This is a genomic window from Mesorhizobium hunchu, assembly GCF_040081975.1.
Classification (GTDB): domain Bacteria; phylum Pseudomonadota; class Alphaproteobacteria; order Rhizobiales; family Rhizobiaceae; genus Mesorhizobium; species Mesorhizobium hunchu.
This window is the reverse complement of the sequence record NZ_JBEBMG010000002.1, coordinates 518,282-536,115: the sequence shown is the minus strand read 5'-3', so window position 1 is coordinate 536,115 and position 17,834 is coordinate 518,282. Positions and strand designations below refer to the sequence as shown.

Annotated in this window: 17 protein-coding genes; 12 read left to right on the top strand and 5 right to left on the bottom strand. The window is 64.6% G+C overall.

The features are described from left to right. Nucleotides 1-237 precede the first annotated feature (237 nt). From ABMA46_RS06065 to ABMA46_RS06055, 3 genes are all read left to right on the top strand, one after another. Nucleotides 238-882, top strand: coding sequence for a 2'-5' RNA ligase family protein (locus tag ABMA46_RS06065; protein ID WP_348998405.1), 645 nt, complete (start codon nucleotides 238-240; stop codon nucleotides 880-882). A 58-nt stretch (nucleotides 883-940) separates the two neighbouring features. After that, nucleotides 941-2,584, top strand: a complete 1,644-nt coding sequence (locus tag ABMA46_RS06060; protein ID WP_348998404.1) for an acetate--CoA ligase — start codon at nucleotides 941-943, stop codon at nucleotides 2,582-2,584. A gap of 461 nt (nucleotides 2,585-3,045) precedes the next feature. After that, nucleotides 3,046-4,230: a M24 family metallopeptidase gene (locus tag ABMA46_RS06055; RefSeq protein ID WP_348998403.1), complete on the top strand. Its 1,185-nt coding sequence runs from the start codon at nucleotides 3,046-3,048 to the stop codon at nucleotides 4,228-4,230. Between the two features lie 60 nt (nucleotides 4,231-4,290). Here ABMA46_RS06055 and ABMA46_RS06050 read toward each other — a convergent pair whose 3' ends face one another. Next, nucleotides 4,291-4,689: a VOC family protein gene (locus ABMA46_RS06050; protein ID WP_348998402.1), complete on the bottom strand. Its 399-nt coding sequence runs from the start codon at nucleotides 4,687-4,689 to the stop codon at nucleotides 4,291-4,293. A gap of 237 nt (nucleotides 4,690-4,926) precedes the next feature. On the opposite strand from ABMA46_RS06050, the gene ABMA46_RS06045 reads away from it, so the two are divergent. Next, nucleotides 4,927-5,268 carry a hypothetical protein gene (locus ABMA46_RS06045; protein ID WP_348998401.1) on the top strand — a complete coding sequence of 114 codons (342 nt, stop codon included), beginning with the start codon at nucleotides 4,927-4,929 and terminating at the stop codon, nucleotides 5,266-5,268. 191 nt (nucleotides 5,269-5,459) lie between these two features. Here ABMA46_RS06045 and ABMA46_RS06040 read toward each other — a convergent pair whose 3' ends face one another. From ABMA46_RS06040 to ABMA46_RS06030, 3 genes are read right to left on the bottom strand one after another with little or no spacing between them, the layout of a single operon-like run. Then, entirely contained in the window at nucleotides 5,460-5,876 is a 417-nt protein-coding gene (locus tag ABMA46_RS06040) for a cupin domain-containing protein (RefSeq protein ID WP_348998400.1), read from the bottom strand. Nucleotides 5,877-5,886: 10 nt separating this feature from the next. Further along, on the bottom strand, nucleotides 5,887-6,735 hold the full coding sequence (locus ABMA46_RS06035; protein ID WP_348998399.1) for a phosphoenolpyruvate hydrolase family protein: 849 nt from the start codon (nucleotides 6,733-6,735) through the stop codon (nucleotides 5,887-5,889). A 29-nt stretch (nucleotides 6,736-6,764) separates the two neighbouring features. Next, the gene (locus ABMA46_RS06030; RefSeq protein WP_348998398.1) at nucleotides 6,765-7,958 is read right to left on the bottom strand and encodes a Tm-1-like ATP-binding domain-containing protein; all 1,194 of its coding nucleotides are present in this window, start codon (nucleotides 7,956-7,958) and stop codon (nucleotides 6,765-6,767) included. A gap of 77 nt (nucleotides 7,959-8,035) precedes the next feature. Between ABMA46_RS06030 and ABMA46_RS06025 the strand changes: the two genes are divergently transcribed. The 8 genes from ABMA46_RS06025 to ABMA46_RS05990 all read left to right on the top strand — a co-directional run bounded on the left by ABMA46_RS06025 (nucleotide 8,036) and on the right by ABMA46_RS05990 (nucleotide 16,077). Then, nucleotides 8,036-8,683, top strand: a complete 648-nt coding sequence (locus ABMA46_RS06025; protein WP_348998397.1) for a TetR/AcrR family transcriptional regulator — start codon at nucleotides 8,036-8,038, stop codon at nucleotides 8,681-8,683. Between the two features lie 355 nt (nucleotides 8,684-9,038). Next, a complete protein-coding gene (locus ABMA46_RS06020) occupies nucleotides 9,039-10,355 on the top strand; it encodes an ABC transporter substrate-binding protein (protein WP_348998396.1) in 1,317 nt (438 codons plus the stop codon). Between the two features lie 90 nt (nucleotides 10,356-10,445). Beyond that, nucleotides 10,446-11,336 (top strand): carbohydrate ABC transporter permease, encoded by an 891-nt coding sequence (locus ABMA46_RS06015; RefSeq protein ID WP_425475700.1) that lies wholly within the window; start codon nucleotides 10,446-10,448, stop codon nucleotides 11,334-11,336. Between the two features lie 165 nt (nucleotides 11,337-11,501). Beyond that, entirely contained in the window at nucleotides 11,502-12,461 is a 960-nt protein-coding gene (locus tag ABMA46_RS06010; RefSeq protein WP_348998394.1) for a carbohydrate ABC transporter permease, read from the top strand. Next, nucleotides 12,458-12,697 (top strand): hypothetical protein, encoded by a 240-nt coding sequence (locus ABMA46_RS06005; RefSeq protein ID WP_348998393.1) that lies wholly within the window; start codon nucleotides 12,458-12,460, stop codon nucleotides 12,695-12,697. The genes ABMA46_RS06010 and ABMA46_RS06005 overlap by 4 nt, the downstream gene beginning before the upstream one ends. Beyond that, nucleotides 12,694-13,797: an ABC transporter ATP-binding protein gene (locus tag ABMA46_RS06000; protein WP_348998392.1), complete on the top strand. Its 1,104-nt coding sequence runs from the start codon at nucleotides 12,694-12,696 to the stop codon at nucleotides 13,795-13,797. The genes ABMA46_RS06005 and ABMA46_RS06000 overlap by 4 nt, the downstream gene beginning before the upstream one ends. A gap of 235 nt (nucleotides 13,798-14,032) precedes the next feature. Beyond that, nucleotides 14,033-15,130 carry an ABC transporter ATP-binding protein gene (locus ABMA46_RS05995; RefSeq protein WP_348998391.1) on the top strand — a complete coding sequence of 366 codons (1,098 nt, stop codon included), beginning with the start codon at nucleotides 14,033-14,035 and terminating at the stop codon, nucleotides 15,128-15,130. Between the two features lie 467 nt (nucleotides 15,131-15,597). Then, nucleotides 15,598-16,077: a hypothetical protein gene (locus ABMA46_RS05990; protein WP_348998390.1), complete on the top strand. Its 480-nt coding sequence runs from the start codon at nucleotides 15,598-15,600 to the stop codon at nucleotides 16,075-16,077. A gap of 311 nt (nucleotides 16,078-16,388) precedes the next feature. On the opposite strand, the gene gndA is transcribed toward ABMA46_RS05990, so the two are convergent. Continuing rightward, the gene (gene gndA / locus ABMA46_RS05985; RefSeq protein ID WP_348998389.1) at nucleotides 16,389-17,810 is read right to left on the bottom strand and encodes an NADP-dependent phosphogluconate dehydrogenase; all 1,422 of its coding nucleotides are present in this window, start codon (nucleotides 17,808-17,810) and stop codon (nucleotides 16,389-16,391) included. Nucleotides 17,811-17,834: the final 24 nt, after the last annotated feature.

The following is a 17,834-nucleotide window of genomic DNA, read 5'->3' as shown; positions in this document are numbered from 1 at the left end:
CGCCATCGCCGCAGGGTGATTATGGACCACTGGGCCGGTTGCGCCAGAGAAGGAATTGGCGCGGCGACGATCGCCGATGGAATATTTCTCCACGGCGCCTGCGGAAATTCAAGTGCCCGCAGCGGCGATGTCGATTTCGTCGCGGCGGCGGCCGCACGGCGTGTGAAGGATATCTTGAAAATATTCCTATTCCGTCTACCGTGGCGAGTGGTGGGACATTCCAACGGGAGATGACAGATGACCCACCAGGACCATTTCGACTTTATCCGCGAACCCGACCTGCGCCGGCCGCTCAAGCCGGAGCGCGTGTTCTTCGGCCTGTTTGCCGGCGAAGCGGGCGGGCCGATCGTGGCTTGTCGCGAGAGGCTCATGCGCGAGCAGCGCATCTTCGGCAGCCGGATCGCGGAGGAGCGGTTTCACCTCAGCCTCTCCCTTGTGGGCGATTTCAAGCGAATCCCGAGCAAGGTTCCATACGGCGCCGGGATTGCGGCGGACCGGATCGCGATGCCGCCTTTCGAAGTCGTGCTGGACTACGCGGCGACCCTTGAAGGCGGCCGGCCCGGCCGATGCGCGACGGTGCTTCTCGCCAAGAGCGATGCGCTGCATGACCTTGGCGGCAGCCTTTTCCATGAACTTGGCCTGCAGGGCATGAAGGCAAGCCTCCTTACTATGCCGCATGTCACGCTGTTCTACGGTTCGCGGCGCATCCGGCCAACCCGGATCAAGCCGATCCGTCTGTGGATCGACCGGTTCTACCTGATCCATAGCGAACGCGGACTCGGCCGCTACACCATACTGGGCTGCTGGTTCCTTGGCGGCGCGCCGACCGCACCAGTCCATGCTGTGACGCCGCCACTAGCCTTTGGTTCGATGGCTGCCTAAGCTCCCTCGCGCTAGAAAGGCAGCCGTATTCGGATGCTGTCGCGGCAGGGAGGAAGATATGGATTTTTCGACGGTCGACCGGACCTATGCGCATGCCCGCAAAAACTTCAGGTTGGCGATCCCGGAAAGTTTCAATTTCGCCTTCGACGTCATCGACGACTGGGCGCGCCGCGATGACCATACGGCGGTGATCGCCGTTTCGCGCGACGGCGAGACGGTGCGGGAATTGCCGTTCTCGTATTTTTCCGAACAGTCCGGCCGTTTTGCCAACGCCCTCAAGGGCCTCGGCGTGACGGCCGGCGATTTCGCCTGCGTCGTCATCGGGCGCGTGCCCGAATGGTACACGGTGCTGTTCGGCTGCATGAAGGCGGGCGCGGTGTCGATGCCGGGCACCAATCTGCTCACCGCGCACGACATCGAATACCGCGTCAACCATTCCGAGGCGACGGCGGTCATCGTGACGCCGGAGCATTGCGAGAAAATCGACCGGATCCGTGACGCATGTCCCAGCCTGCGGCATTTCATCGTCGTCGGTGACGCGCGTCCGGGATGGCTTTCGATGGAAGCGCTGATCGGGGCCGCTTCGCCGTCGCTCGACAGGGCGGCGTTCGGCACGACGCGCGCCACCGACATGATGATGGCCTATTTCACCTCCGGCACGACCTCGATGCCGAAGATGGTGCCGCGCGACCACGGCTATGCGCTGGCGCACGCCGCCACCGGCCTGTTCTGGCAGGATTTGACGCGGTCGGACGTGCACTGGTCGCTCACCGACACCGGCTGGGCCAAGGCGGCCTGGGGAATCCTGTTCCCGCAGATGCTGCTCGGCACGCCGGCGGTTCTCTACGACGCGCCGGCGGCCTTCGACGCCGACATGCACCTCAGGTTGATCGGACGACTCGGCGTGACGACGTTCTGTGCACCGCCGACCGTCTACCGGCTGTTCGCGCAGCAGGACCTCGCGCAATACGACCTGTCCAGTCTGCGCCGGTCGATGGGGGCGGGCGAGCCGCTCAATCCGGAGGTCATGCGCATCTGGAAGGAAGCGACCGGCACGGTGATCGCCGACGGCTACGGCCAGACGGAGACGATCAACATCGTCGCCAATTTCCCGTCGGAAGAGGTCCGTTACGGCTCGATGGGCAAGCCGGTGCCCGGCTACGACGTCGATGTGGTGGACGACGACGGCAACAGGCAGCCGGACGAGGAGGTCGGCCATATCGCGGTTCGGCTCGGCGAGCCGTGGCCGAACGGGCTGTTCCACGGCTACTACGAGAAAGGCGGCGAACTGGACAAACGGGCCTTCCGCAACGGCTGGTACTATACAGGCGATACGGCGCGGCGCGACAAGGACGGCTATCTGTGGTTCGTCGGGCGCTCGGACGACCTGATTTCCTCGGCGGGCTACCGCATCAGCCCCTTCGAAGTCGAAAGCGCGCTGATCGAACACCGCGCCGTCGTCGAGAGCGCGGTGATCGGCAAGCCCGACGAGACGCGCGGCCAGATCGTCAAGGCCTATATCATCCTCGCCAAGGGTTTTGTGCCGTCGGACGAACTGGCGAAGGACATCCAGGAGTTCTGCCGCAACCAGACGGCCCCGTACAAATATCCGCGCGAGATCGAGTTCGTCGACGCCCTGCCCAAGACCATTTCCGGCAAGATACGAAGGGTGGAACTGCGGCAGGAGGAAGGGGGTAGGTAAATTTCTTCTTACCTTTGATGCCTGATTGAAGACACGAGGCGTTCCGGAGTGGATCCCGGCTCTCGCCTTGCGCTTGGAGCCTGCCCTCGAGCTTGCCGAAGGCAAGACCCGCGGGGCGCTCGGCAGCGGCCGGGATGACGCCCGACATGGCGATATCCGGCCATGACGACAATCCGCGATCGCCAAGGCTGGCGATTGGCCGCCCCTGCTCTGCGACAGGGCGTCATCCCGGCCAAGCGAACTTGTGAGCGCAGAGCCGGGATCCAGTTCGCGACGCCGCCGGCTGGAGACGCCGGCGCTGAAATTGGTAAGACCAGATGACAATAATACGAGGAGATTGCTGCAAGTTGTTGCAGCGCCAGCCGCCGGCGCCTGTTTTCTGGCTGGACCAGGCGGGTTAAACTGGAGCAGAGTGACGCGCGGCAGGTCGCTCCGCGCTGACAATCATCAGGGAGGACAGCATGAACATCGCCCCGGGCAAGACGAACGCCGTGCCGTTCGACCAGGCGCGCGTCGATCGCCTGATGGAGGACGCCGGCATCGATGTGCTGCTGGCCACGTCCAAGCACAACACCCAGTATCTGCTCGGCGGCTACAAGTTCATCTTCTTCTCCGCCATGGACGCGATCGGCCACAGCCGCTACCTGCCGATCGTCGTCTACGAAAAGGGCGACCCCGGTCACGCGGCCTATGTGGGGAACCGCATGGAAGGCGGCGAGCACCAGAACCACCCGTTCTGGACGCCGACGCTGCATCTGTCCAACTGGGGCACGATGGATTCGGTCGCGCTCGCCGTCGACCATCTGCGCGGGATTGGCAAGGCCGGCGCCCGCATTGGCATCGAGCCGCCGTTCCTGCCGTCGGACGCCTATCTGGCGCTCACGCGCGCGCTGCCCGACGCGACGCTGGTCGACGCGACCGGCATGCTGGAGCGGATGCGCGCGCTCAAGACGCCGCATGAACTCGCCATGCTGAGAAAGGCGTCCGGCATCATCACCGATTCCATGCTGGCGACGATCGCCTGGGCGCGCGAGGGCTCGACCAAGACGGAGATCATCGAGCACTTGCGGCGCGAGGAGACCAATCGCGGCGCGCAGTTCGAATATTGCCTGCTGACGCTGGGGGCGAGCCACAACCGGGCGTCCTCCGGACAGGCCTGGCAGGCGGGCGAGGTGCTGTCGATCGATTCCGGCGGAAACTATCACGGCTATATCGGCGATCTCTGCCGCATGGGCGTGCTGGGCGAACCGGACGCGGAACTGGAGGACCTGCTCGGCGAGATCGACGCCGTGCAGCAGGCGGCTTTCTCGATGGTCCGGGCCGGCGTGCGGGGCGGCGACATGATCGTCCATGCCGAGAGCGTGCTGAAGAAATCGAAGGTGGCGCCCTACACGGATTTCTTCGCGCACGGCATGGGGTTGATCACCCATGAGGCGCCGTTCCTGATGACGAACCATCCGGTGACCTATGAAGGCACCTATGCGGACAAGCCTCTGGAGGCGAACATGGTGCTTTCGGTCGAGACCACCATGCTCCACCCGACGCGGGGCTTCATCAAGCTGGAGGACACGGTGGCTGTCACCGAGACCGGCTACGAGATGTTCGGCGACCGGGGCAGGGGATGGAACCGTGGCGGGGCGGCGTAGGCCGATCTTCGGACCGCGACGCGCGATTTGTCGTCCCGGATACGGATATTGAGGGAATAGTCACCGCGCGCCGAACCGCTGCTTTGCCGCGTCCGTGGCGGGCTGGAACAGCGAGACGACGGTGCCTTCGGGATCGCGGAACTGCGCGGCCCGGTTGCCCCAGGGCATCAGCTTCGGCTCGTGCACGATTTCTGCCCTGTCTTTCAGCCGCTCGAAAGTCGCGTCCACGTCCTCGACCATGAATTCGACGATGGCCGTGCGGTTGGCCGCCGGTTCGGCACTGCCTTCCTTGAACAGCGCGACGGTCTCGGCGCTGCCGAAGGCGAGCGTCGCTGACGGCGTCACGATCTCCGCGAAGACGGGCGCCAGCCACTCGGCCTGCGTTCCGGCCACCATTTCATAGAATGCGACCATCGATCCGATGTCGGCGCAGACGAGGCGGGTGGAAGCGAATTTCATGCGGGGCTCTCTTTCCGGTTTTTCGGACGAGGGCCCCTTCTGTCACGAGCCTGCTGCCACCGTTCTGACAGCAGGGATTTCATGCGTGAACCATCTGCCGCCGGAGGCGCCTGATGGATGGAATTGCGTCATCGGGGCCGTGCGCCGCGATCGGCCGGGACAGGCAACGCAGGGTTGACGGCTCAACCGGTGAACGCAATAACCAAAGGGCGGGCGGCGAAGGAGGAGGGATCACCATTGGCCAGACGGTTCATTGTCGTCGCCGTTTCCATGCTTGCCCTGTCGGGCTGCGGCATCTCGCAAGCCAATTATGACGCCAGTCGCGAGGCGCTGCGCGGTAGTCCGAGCCTGCGCAGCGATTTCGTGAGAAACTGTACGCGCAATATTTCCAGGAAACCCTACGCGACCCGGCGAAACATCGCCAAGGTGATGAACACGTCCGTGCGCAATACGCCGCGGCTATATTGTTCCCGCCTGACGCGGGGCATCACGTCGGGCCGCCTGTCGCATTCGGACATCGCCGCCGCCTCGCGCGGGCAGGTCACGCCGGCCATCATAAGGGTGCTGCAGGGGCGGTAGCGGCTGCCCTCTTCTTGGAAGGGGCGATCGCGAAGGGTGACGCACCCCCACCCCTGTCCCCTCCCCACAAGGGGGAGGGGGACTTTGTGACAGCGCCACACCGCCCATTTTGAGCCGGACGGCGGTGCCAGTGGGGGTGCGCGGCCGTCAAACTCCCAGATGCGATTGCCCACTCTTTGGGAGGAAGGCGGTCAGGTTCCGGCCGGTATCAGCCTGAAGTCGGGCAGATCGCGCAGGCCCGTTTCCGGCCCGGCCGGCGAATAGACGACGAAAAGCTGCATCGGCGCGCCCGAAGTATTCAGCGTCGAATGGAAGCGGTTCTCGGGAATGTAGCAGGTGCAGCCGGGGCCGACCTGGCGCACGATCGGGTTGCCCATCTCGTCCTCGATCATCTGCTCGCCATTGCCGGATATGACGAAGATGATCTCCTCGGCGCCCGGATGATTGTGGCGGGCGTGGCCCTGGCCGGGCGGCAGGTCGACCACGCCGCCGGAGAAGCGCGCCGCGCCGTTGACTTCGGGCGCCACCGTCAGCGACAGCTTGCCCCACTCGAAGCCGAACGCGTCGACGTCGCCCGGATAGACGAACATTCTTGTCCTGTCGGTCATTGTCCTCTCCTCAGTCCTGTTTTCCGCCGCCGATGGCGACGGCCTTGAAATCCCGCGTCTGGCCGGCGATCGCGGCCTCGGCTGGCAAGCGCTCCATCGAGGACGCGCCATAGAAGCCGTGCAGGCCCCTGGTTCGGTCGAGGATATAGCGGGCGTCCTCCGGCATGGAGATCGGTCCGCCGTGGCAAAGCAGGATCACGTCCTTGCGCACGGAGCGGGCGGCGTCTGCGATCGCGTCGATTTCTCCCACGCAACTCTCCAGCGTCCTGGCGGAGGTGGCGCCGATGCTGCCGCCGGTCGTCACGCCCATATGCGCGACGACGACGTCGGCGCCGGCCTTCGTCATGGCCCTGGCCTCCTCGGGGTTGAAGACATAGGGCGTGGTCAGCAGGTCCTGCCGGTGCGCCTCTGCGATCATGTCGACCTCCAGCGAAAAGCCCATGCCGGTCTCCTCGAAGCTCTGCCGCATCGTGCCGTCAAACAGACCGATCGTGGGAAAGTTCTGCACGCCGGAAAAGCCCATCTCCTTCAGTTCGGAAAGCAGCTTCGGCATGATGACGAACGGGTCGGTGCCGTTGACGCCGGCCAGAACCGGCGTGTTCTTCACCACCGGCAGCACCTCGTAGGCCATCTCCTTGACGATGGCGTTGGCATTGCCATAGGCGAGCAGGCCCGCCGCCGAGCCGCGCCCGGCCATGCGGTAGCGGCCGGAATTGTAGATGATGATCAGGTCGATGCCGCCCGCTTCCTCCGCCTTGGCCGAGAGACCGGTGCCGGCCCCGCCGCCGATGATGGGCGTGCCGGCCTCGATCATGGCGTGGAATTTCTTCAGTATGTCGCTGCGTGGGATCGCGGGCATCTTGTCTTCCTGATGGTTGGGGAGTTCTTCTATCCGAGGACTTCGCGGAACGCCCTGACGGCCGCCTCGGCGAAAGCCGGATCGTTGATGTGCAGCGGCAGGCGCTCGACGCGGCGCGTGGCGGTCGGGCGGATCGTGCGTTCGATCGCCTGGAAGAGGGCGGCGTCGGCCTCCGGGTCCCAAAACGCGCCGCCTTCGATGTCGAGCGCCGAGACCCCCCTTTCGGGAGTGAGGAAGCGCACCGGGCCTTCGCATTGCGATAGTTTTTCGCCGATCCATTCGCCGATCCGGCGGCATTCCTCGGACGTCGTGCGCATCAGCGTCACGTTCGGGTTGTGCTCATAGAAGAGGCGGGAGCTGTATTTCTCCGGGATGGTCGAAGGTGCCCAGAAATTGACCATGTCGAGCGCGCCGACCGAGCCGACATAGGGCAGCCTGGTGCGGGCGATCGCGCCGAAGCGGTCCGGCGTCGCCGGCAGCACGCCGCCGAAGTGCATGTCGCAGACCTCTGTCGTGGTGATGTCGATGACGCCGGCCAGCAGGCCGCTGTCGGCGAGTTTCTCCATCGTGCGGCCGCCCGTGCCGGTAGCATGAAAGACCATGCAGTCGTAATCGTCGCGCAAGGTTTCGGCGATCGCGGTGACGCAGGGCGTGGTGACGCCGAACATGGTCAGCCCGATCGAGGGTTTTCCCTCGTCGATCCTAGCCGCGCGCGCGGCCATGCCGGCAACGGCCTGGGCGGCGTTGTGCAGGACCACGCGCGAGATGCGGTTCAGGCCGGCCATGTCGGTGATCGACGGCATCATGACGATGTCCGACACGTCGACATAGGGCGCGGTGTCGCCGGAAGCGAGCGTCGAGACCATCAGCTTGGGGACGCCCAGCGCCAGCGTGCGCATGCCGGCGGTGACGATCGAGGTGCCGCCGCCGCCGCCGATGCCGACGACGCCGGCGACGTCGTGTCGCGAGGCGATGAAACGGGCGAAAGCGATGCCCATCGCCGTAACGGCGGTTCCCCGGTCATTGGTGACCAGGACGGCGGACGTTCCATCGGGATGCCAGGACGCCACCTCGCGCGCCTCGACGTCGACCGGAACCACCGCGCCACGGGTGCCGACATCGACGCGGGCGACAGTTGCGCCCGTCGTTGCGATGGCGTCGGCCAGATAGGCGAGTTCCTCGCCCTTGGTGTCGGCCGTGCCGACAACGTAGATGCGCTTCATCGGCGTTCCTCCGTCTCGCCATGCCGCTTTCAGGTCGCGGGCATTGCTTTTTTGTGAGACGCGCGTATCGTATTGACATGAATGTCTCACGTCAACAGGATGCCGGCGCAGGCGCCGAGAGAGGGCCTCGGGCGCGCACGCGCCGGCTGATGCTGGAGACGGCGACGCGGCTGATGCAGTCGGGATCGACACCCTCGGTCAGCGAGGTGGCCGAGGCCGCACAGGTCTCCCGCGCCACCGCCTACCGGTATTTCCCGAGCCAGGCGGCGCTCGTCCACGCGGTGGTCGACGAAGCACTTGGTCCGATCCTGACCTGGCAATCCAGGTCGAAAAACGCCGAACGGCGGGTCGCCGCGCTGATCGACACCGCCATGCCGCGCATCGAGACCTTCGAGGCGACGTTCAAGGCGGCGCTGAAGCTGTCGCTCGAGCAGTGGGCGCAGCGCCAGGCGGGCACGCTGGGAGCGGAGCCCGAATTCGCGCGCGGCCACCGCAAGGTCCTGCTGCAGGACGCCGTCGCGCCGCTAGAGGGCCGCCTTCCGCCGAAAGTCCATCGGCGACTGGTGCAATCCCTGTCGCTCATCTTTGGCGTGGAACTCGTCATCATCCTCAAGGACATGTGGGGACTGGGAAGCGCCGAGATGCTGTCCGTCGCGCAATGGGCCGCGAGCGCGATGGTTCGCGCGGCCGAGGCCGAGGCTTTGAACGAGGAGGTGAAGAGCTGAGGGCATGCTCCTATCTGGTTAGACCAGATTGCCGACCACCAGACGGGAATAACGATCGGGAAAAAAGAAACAGACTGTTTGGAAAGCGCCTTTCCTATCCATTTCTATAAGAAACAATAACATTATGCCGATATCGACGCCTTCGCGGCTGGATTGGCAGGACAAGAAAGCCCTTGACGCGGTCTGTTGATTGGTAATACCAGATTTGCACGATGTGGCCGGTTGGGAAGAGATGGCCGCAAAGCGTTTTCGGGACGGATGAGGAGGTCCGTGCCCGGCAAGCAAGCGCCAGAGGAGAACGGAACGGTCGGGCGCCGGCCGCTACAAGCGCCATGCGCACAAGGGAGGAAGAACAATGCGCAAGTCAGTGACCAGCGTGCTCGCTGGTGTCAGCCTAGCACTCGCATGCGGAACATCGGTTCACGCTCAGGAAAAGCAGCTCACCATCTTCTGGGCGGAATGGGATCCGTCCAACTACCTGCAGGAGCTCGGCAACGAGTATGAGAAGGAAACCGGCGTCAAGGTCGTGGTCGAGACGACGCCCTGGGCCGACTTCCAGACCAAGGCCTTCGCGGAATTCAATGCCCACGGCGATGCTTACGACCTTGTGGTCGGCGACTCGCAATGGCTGGGCGCGGCCTCGGAAGGCGGCCACTATGTCGATCTCACCGATTTCGTGAAGGAGAACCACGTCCTCGACAAGATGGCCGAGGCCACCGTCAAATATTATGCCGAATATCCTGGCGGCAGCGGCAAATACTGGGCGATCCCGACCGAGGGCGACGCGGTGGGCTGGGCCTATCGCAAGGATTGGTTCGAGGACCCGAAGGAGAAGGAGGCGTTCAAGGCCAAATACGGCTACGACCTCGACGTGCCGAAGACCTTCAAGGAACTGACCGACATCGCCGAGTTCTTCAACCGGCCGGACCAGAACCGCTACGGCATCGCGATCTATACGCAGAACCAGTATGACGGCCTCGCCATGGGCGTGGAAAACGCCTTGTTCTCCTATGGCGCGGATCTCGGCGATTATTCCACCTACAAGGTCGATGGCGTCGTCAACTCCGACAAGGCGGTGGCCGCGCTCGAGAACTACCGAAAACTGTTCGGTTTCACCCCTCCGGGCTGGACCAACGCCTTCTTCGTCGAGAACAACCAGGCCATCACCGAAGGCCTGGCGGCGATGAGCATGAACTACTTCGCGTTCCTGCCTTCGCTGCTCAACGAATCCACCAATCCGCACGCCAAGGACACCGGCTTCTTCGCCAATCCTGCGGGCCCCGGCGGCGACCAGTTCGCGGCGCTCGGCGGGCAGGGCATTTCCGTCGTCTCCTATTCCAACAACAAGGAAGAGGCGATGAAATTCCTGAAATGGTTCATCCAGGACGACACCCAGAAGAAGTGGGCCGATCTCGGCGGCTACACCTGCAACAAGTCGGTCCTGGAATCGGAAGCCTTCCAGAACGCGACGCCCTACAACAAGGCCTTCTACGACACGATGTTCAAGGTGAAGGACTTCTGGGCCGTTCCCGAATATGCGGAACTGCTGCAGCAGTTCAACCAGCGCGTCTATCCCTACGTCGTCAACGGCCAGGGCTCGGCCAAGGAGGTGCTGGACGCCGTCGCCTCCGACTGGGACGGAACCTTCAAGAAATACGGGCGGGTGAAATAACCCACGGACTTGGTGGAGGGGGCTTTGCGCCTCCTCCGCTCCCTTTTTTCGACATAGCAAGCAGGGAAACTCGCCGTGGCGACAGCCGTGATGTCCACGCTGGATCCGAAGTCCCGCGCCGCCGCCCGCGGCATGAGCGACCTGGCGATCCGCAATCTCTTCATCGTTCCGACGATCCTTTTCCTGATCGTCTTCAACATCTTTCCGCTGCTCTATTCGCTGGGCTATTCCTTCACCGATTTCCGCGCCTCGACCAACGCGCCCGCCAATTTCGTGGGCTTGCAGAATTATCGCGAGCTGCTCAACGACCCCTACATCTGGAACAATTTCGCGGTGACCGCGAAATACGTCATCGTCTCGGTGGTGGGGCAGGTCGTGGTCGGGTTCGGGACGGCGATGCTGCTCAACCGCGACATCCCCTTCAAGGGCCTGATCACGACGCTGCTTCTGCTGCCGATGATGCTGTCGATGGCGGTGGTCGGCCTGTTCTGGAAACTGCTCTACGACCCGTCCTGGGGCGTCATCAACTGGGCGCTGGGCCTCGGCAAGTTCGAATGGCTGGGCGATCCGCGCATGGCGCTCTACGCCGTCGCCATCACCGACATCTGGATGTGGGCGCCCTTCGTCATGCTCCTGTCGCTGGCCGGTCTTTCGGCGGTGCCGAAGCATCTCTACGAGGCGGCGGCGATCGATCGCGCCGGTCCGCTCTACACCTTCTTCCGCATCACGCTGCCGCTGGTGGCGCCGATCCTGATGATCGCCATCATCTTCCGCACGATGGAGGCGTTCAAGACCTTCGACCTCGCCTATGTACTGTCGACGCAGCCGAGCACGGAGGTCATCTCCATCCGCCTCTACAAGATGGCCTTCCAGGAATGGCAGACGGGGCGCTCCTGCGCGCTCGCCTACATCGTGCTGATCATGGTGCTGGCCATCACCAACATCTACGTGAAGTATCTGAACAAGGTGAAGGAGCGGTAGGATGGGCGATCTTTACCGCTCTTTGTCGGCTAATTTACCCCCACCCCTAACCCCTCCCCACAAGGGGGAGGGGAACTTGGCGTGCGGCAGCTTCCCCTCCCCCTTGCGGGGAGGGGTTAGGGGTGGGGGTATTGCCTCGCCGAACTTCGCAATGGAGGCATAGTCATGGCCGCCGTTCAGACTTCCGGAGAGCGGGCGCTCAACAGGGTCGCCATCGCCGCCGTGCTGATCATCACGCTGATCTTCCTGGCGCCGATCTACTGGATCGTGTCGACCTCGTTCAAGCCGCGCAACCTCGCCACCACCATCCCGCCGACGGTGGTGTTCACGCCCGAGATTTCGCCCTTCGTGAAACTGATGACCAAGCGCTCGCAGTTGCGCGAGCAGCCGACGCCGGAGGAATACGCCGCGGCCCCCTGGTGGGAGCGCATGGTGTTCGACGGCGGCGAGAAGGTGGTGCGCGACGGCAAGGGCGAGGTGCAGTGGTCGGCCTATCCGGGGCGCTTCCTGAACTCGCTGATCATCGCGATCACCTCGACGGTGCTGGCCGTCGGCATGGGCACCTTCACCGCCTACGGCTTCTCGCGCTTCAAGGTGAAGGGGGAGGGCGATCTCCTGTTCTTCATCCTGTCGACGCGCATGTTGCCGCCGGTGGTGGTGGCGATCCCGATGTTCCTGATGTACCGCGTCGTCGGCCTGACCGACACGCATCTCGGCCTGATCATCCTCTACACCGCCTTCAACCTGTCGTTCTCGGTCTGGCTGATGAAGGGCTTCATCGACGAGATCCCGAAAGAGTACGAGGAGGCGGCGCTGGTGGACGGCTACACGCGCATGCAGGCCTTCTTCAAGATCGTCTTGCCGGAGGCGGCCACCGGCATCGCCGCGACCGCCGTGTTCTGCTTCATCACCGCCTGGAACGAATACGCCTTCGCGCTGATGATGACGAACCGGCGCGCGCAGACCGCGCCGCCCTTCATCCCCAGCCAGGTCGGCTCGGGTATTCCCGATTGGACGGTCATCGCGGCCGGAACCTTCCTGTTCCTGGTGCCCGTCGCCATCTTCACGTTCCTGCTTCGCAACCATCTGTTGCGCGGCATGTCCTTCGGAGCGATCCGCAAATGAGCAGCACAACCCTGCAACGGACTGCCGAGATCGTCATGGTGCTCGGCATCGTGGCTCTGTGCCAGCCGTGGAGCCTGTTCCTGCATCGCTACGGCCTGACCATCGTCATCGTCGGGCTGGTGACCTTCATGTTCACCAACTGGTTCGGCAAGCCCGGCGTCACGCCGGAGGACACGGGGTCCGGGGAGAATGGCGGCGTGTTCGACGTCTCCGATCACAATGAGGGCCGGGCATGACGCAGATCGAGCTTCGCGGCGTGCAGAAGTGGTTCGGCGCCGTCCAGGTCATCAAGGACCTCAACCTCACCATCGCCGACAACGAGTTCATCGTGCTGCTCGGCCAGTCGGGCTGTGGCAAGACGACGACGCTGCGCGCCGTCGCCGGGCTGGAGACGATCGACGAGGGCGACATCCTCATCGACGGCCAGAAGGTGCAGCATCTCAAATGCTCGGACCGCGACATCGCCATGGTGTTCCAGTCCTTCTCGCTCTATCCGCACATGACGGTATACGAGAACATCGCCTTCCCGCTGCGTGCCACCCGCATGGCGAAGAGCGACATCGACACGGCCGTGCGCGAGATCGCGCGGGTGCTGCGCATCACCGACCTGTTGGACAAGAAGCCGTCGGCGCTGTCGGGCGGCGACATGCAGCGCGTCGCGATCGGGCGGGCCTTGGTGCGGCGGCCGAAGGCCATGCTGATGGACGAGCCGATCGGCGCGCTCGACGCCAAGTTGCGCGAGGAGATGCGCGCCGAGATCAAGCGGCTGCACGTCAAGCAGGGCTCGACCACCATCTACGTCACGCACGACCAGATCGAGGCGATGAGCCTGGCCGACCGCATCGTCATCATGCACGAGGGCGTGCTGCAGCAGGTCGGAACGCCCGAGGAAGTCTACCAGCGCCCGGCCAATCTGTTCGTGGCGCAGTTCGTCGGCAGCCCGGTCATGAACGTCGCCGAAACCAGGGTGGCGGCACAAGGCGGCGAGGCGTCCGTCTCGGTCGGCGGGGTCGAGCGCGGTTTCGCCTTTCCGCACGAACTGCTGTCGAAACTCAACGGCCACGCCGCCGGCGGCCTCGCGCTCGGCATCCGCCCGGAAGGGGTGCTCGTCCGGCATGAGAAGGCCGACGGCTACCTGCCGGTCGAGGCCCGGATCATCGAGCCGCTCGGCTCGTTCGACATCGTCGACCTCAGGGTCGGCGACGAGGTGCTGCGCGCGCGCACCAAGAGCGGCTTCGTTCCGGGACCCGGCAAGCAGGTGTTTGCCCGCCTCGATCCCGCGCAGGCGCATTTCTTCGACACGGCAAGCGGCAAGAGCCTGGGGGTAAAGTTGTGAGGGCGGGTCAAACAGGGACGGCTGCGGGACAGCGCCCCTCTCTGTCCTGCCGGACATCTCCCCCACACGGGGGGAGATCAGCCGGTCGCACTGATTTCGCCAACCACCAACGTAGCAAGAAGGGCGGCGGGGTTGAAACCGCCGATCTCCCCCCGTGTAGGGGAGATGTCCGGCAGGACAGAGGGGGGCGCGAAGGAATGCGGCGTTTCAAAATTACCGTGGGACGTACCTGACCATGGCGCATATCCAGCTCAGGACCATCACCAAGACGTTCGGCCGCCACAGGGCGCTGGCCAAGCTCGACCTCGACATCGCCGACGGCGAGTTCTTCGTGCTGCTGGGCGAGACGGGCGCCGGCAAGACGACGACGCTGAGGCTGATCGCCGGGCTCGAGAAGCCGACCGAGGGGCAGGTCTTCATCGACGGCGTCGACGTGGCCGACTGGGGCGCGGCGGAGCGCGACGTGGCGCTGGTGCTGCAGCAATATTCGCTCTATCCGCGCTACACGGTGCGCGAGAACCTCGAATTCCCGCTCAAGCCGAAAATCCGGCGCCTGCCCGACGCCGAGATCAAGGAGCGCGTTGCGCGCGCCGCGAAAACCTTGCGCATCGAGCATCTGCTCGACCGCAAGGTGGACAGGCTCTCGGGCGGCGAGATGCAGCGCGTCTCGATCGGCCGCGCCATCGTGCGCAAACCGCGCGTTTTCCTGATGGACGAGCCGCTGTCGGCACTCGACGCCAAGCTGCGCGAGTCGCTGCGCACGGAACTGAAGAACCTGCAGATGCAGCTCGGCGCGACCTTCCTGTTCGTCACCCACGACCAGATCGAGGCGATGTCGATGGGTGACAAGGTGGGCGTGCTGCACAATGGCCGCATCGTCCAGACCGGCACGCCGCAGGAGATCTACAACGATCCGCGCAACACCTATGTGGCGAGTTTCGTTGGGTCGCCGCCGATGAACCTCATGGACGGCCGTGTGGTGGACGGCCGTGCGGTGATGACGCCGATGCGCTTCGAATTGCCTCTCGGGGGAGGGCGCCTGGGGGGCGCCGGGACGGGCGGTGCGGCCGACGGCCGGCCGCTCGTCTTCGGCATCCGCCCCGAAGACCTGCATCTTGAGAGCGGCGCCCCGGTCGAGGCGCTGGTGCACGACATGGAGAACCACGGCGTCGAGAAGATCGTGACGCTCAAGGTCGGCGACACGCATCTGCGCGTCACCGTGCCGGCGCAAACGCAGGTCGCCATCGAGGAGCCGGTGCGTTTCGCCTGGAACCCGGACAAGGTCATGCTCTTCGACAAGGCCACCGGGATGAGCCTGAGGCACGGGGCGTAGTGCCAGTCGTTTGAGGTATCGGAGGCAGCCCGCATGGTAATGCGGGCGCGATAGTTCGGGCAGAGCCCCATCAGCCTCGTCATCCTCGGGCCTGACCCGAGGATCCATGCCGGAACGGTTTTGGCGAAATGAGGCGGTGCAGAAGGTGCTTCATTCTACACCGCGCTGGCCCTCACCAATGGTCAGGCATGGATCCCCGGGTCGCGCCCTTCGCTGCGCTCGGGCTTGCCCGAGGATGACGAGGAGCGAGAGCGTCGGCGAAAAAATCTCTTCACACCTCTCCTGCCTCTCCGATACTCGGCCGGCAGACAGCAGACCCCTCGTCATCCTCGGGCCTGACCCGAGGATCCATGCCGGAACGGGATGGCCAGGTGAGGCGGTGCAGAAGGTGCTTCATTCTGCACCGCGCTGGCCCTCACCAATGGTCAGGCACGGATCCCCGGGTCGCGCCCTCGCTGTGCTCGGGCTTGCCCGAGGATGACGAAGGGAATGGCCTTCGCCAAAAAATCTCTCCACACCTCTCCTGCCTCTTCCATATTTGGTTCGCCGAACAGGAGGCCGGAATGGAGGAATGGGGAACAGACGGAGGCTATGATGTGCTGGGGCGCATCGTGGCGCTGCTGTTTTCCCTCGCCGATCTGGCCGACATCGCCGCCGGCCTTCCCGCTTCTCGCCGCCGGTATCTGCTCGACATTCTTGGTGTCGCTGAAGCCGAGGCGCATGGTTTTCTCATCGGCATCGGCGCCCCGGTCTCGGCCGGCGGACAGGACACGGCCGACGACGCCTTGCGAATGGCTGCGCGTCTGCGGGCGCTGGCGATGCTGCTCATTGTCATGCTGGCGCAGCGGTTCGAGCTGCTAGGCGCGGTCACTCTATGCGCCGATCGAGAGAGGACTGCTCGGATGAAGAGCCTGCTGGCAAGGTTGGCCGCGCCAGACACGTCCTGAGGCGGCCGAAGGCGATAAGGCAAGTCCCTCCGGCGATCAAACCCGGCGTCATCCCGGCCGCTGCCGAACGCCTGCAAGACGTAAGGCGAGAGCCGGGATCCATTCCGGATCGTCTCCAAACTCACGGAATGGGTCCCGGCTCCGAGCTCGTAAACTCGCTTGGCCGGGATGACGATGGCGCTTTGCTTGCTGACCTTCTTCCCGATCTCTCGTCCCGGGCGCGAAGGGAGCTTTCTTCTCAATGATCAGACGGATTAAAATCCGGGCGTGGCGACGATGAAACGCGCGGGTTCCTCCTGCGAGGGGAAAGGTCAGCCGCCGTCGCCCCAAGGTCCGTGAAAAGCCCCCTTGTCGTCGATACGTTCGAAGCCGTGCGCGCCGAAGAAGTCGCGCTGCGCCTGGATGAGGTTCGAGGTGCCGCGGCCCTGACGGTAGGCGTCGAAATAGCCGAGCGCGGAGGCGAGCGCGGGGACCGGCAGGCCGGCTTGCGCCGCGCGGGCGACGATGCGGCGAAGCGAGGGATGCGCTTCCTTCATCAGCGCGACGAAGGCCGGCGCCATCAAAAGATTGTCCTGCGCGCCGCCGCTGGCGAAGGCCTCGGCCATCGTGTCGAGCATGGCGGAACGGATGATGCAGCCGGCCCGCCAGATCCTGGCGATCGTCGGCATCGGCAGGTTCCAGCCGAATTCCTTCGATGCCCCGGCCATCACCGCGAAGCCCTGCGCGTAGGCGGCGATCTTGCCCGCGAACAGCGCCAGCTCCAGGTCCTTCAGGAGGGTCTGCCTGTCTCCGGCGATCGGCGCGACGTCGAGCGCGCCGTAGGTCTTTTCGGCGGCCAGCCGTTCGTCCTTCAGCGACGACAGCACGCGCGCCGCCACTGCCGCCTCGATCGCGGTCGCCGGAATGCCGAGCTGCTGCGCCTCGATGACCGACCATTTGCCGGTGCCCTTCTGTCCGGCGCGGTCGAGGATGATGTCCACGACAGGCCTGCCGGTCTTGGGATCGTCGGCCGCCAGCGCCTTGGCGGTGATCTCGATGAGGTAGGAATCGAGGCGCCCCTCGTTCCATCCGGCGAAGACCGGCGCGATCTCCTTGGCACCCATGCCCAGTCCGTCGCGCAATATGCCGTAGATCTCGGCGATCATCTGCATGTCGGCATATTCGATGCCGTTGTGGATGGTTTTCACGAAATGGCCGGCGCCGTCCGGGCCGAGCCAGGCCGCGCAGGGCTCGCCCTTGAACTTGGCGGAAATGGCGGTGAGCACGCCTTCCACGCGCTTCCAGCTTTCCTGCGTGCCGCCGACCATGATCGAGGGGCCGTGGCGGGCGCCTTCCTCGCCGCCGGAGACGCCCATGCCGATGAAGGTCAGGCCGGAGCCTTCCAGTTCCTTGAAGCGGCGTACCGTGTCGTGGAAATTGGCGTTGCCGGCGTCGATGACGATGTCGTTGGCCTCGAGTTCGCCGCGAAGGGCTGCGATCTGTTCGTCCACCGGCTTGCCGGCCACCACCATGATGATGACGGGCCGGGGCGGGCGGATGGCGGCGGCCAGTTCCTTCAAGCTGTGACAAGGAACGATACGGTCGGCCAGGTCGCCGGCGTTCGCCTTGAATTCGTCGACGCGCGAGACGGTCCGGTTGAACACGGCGATCCGGTGGCCCTTCTCGGCGATATTGAGCGCCAGGTTGGAGCCCATCGTGCCAAGGCCTATCAGGCCGATTTCGGCTTTTTCCATCGTTGCGTCCCTGGTTCAGCGGTG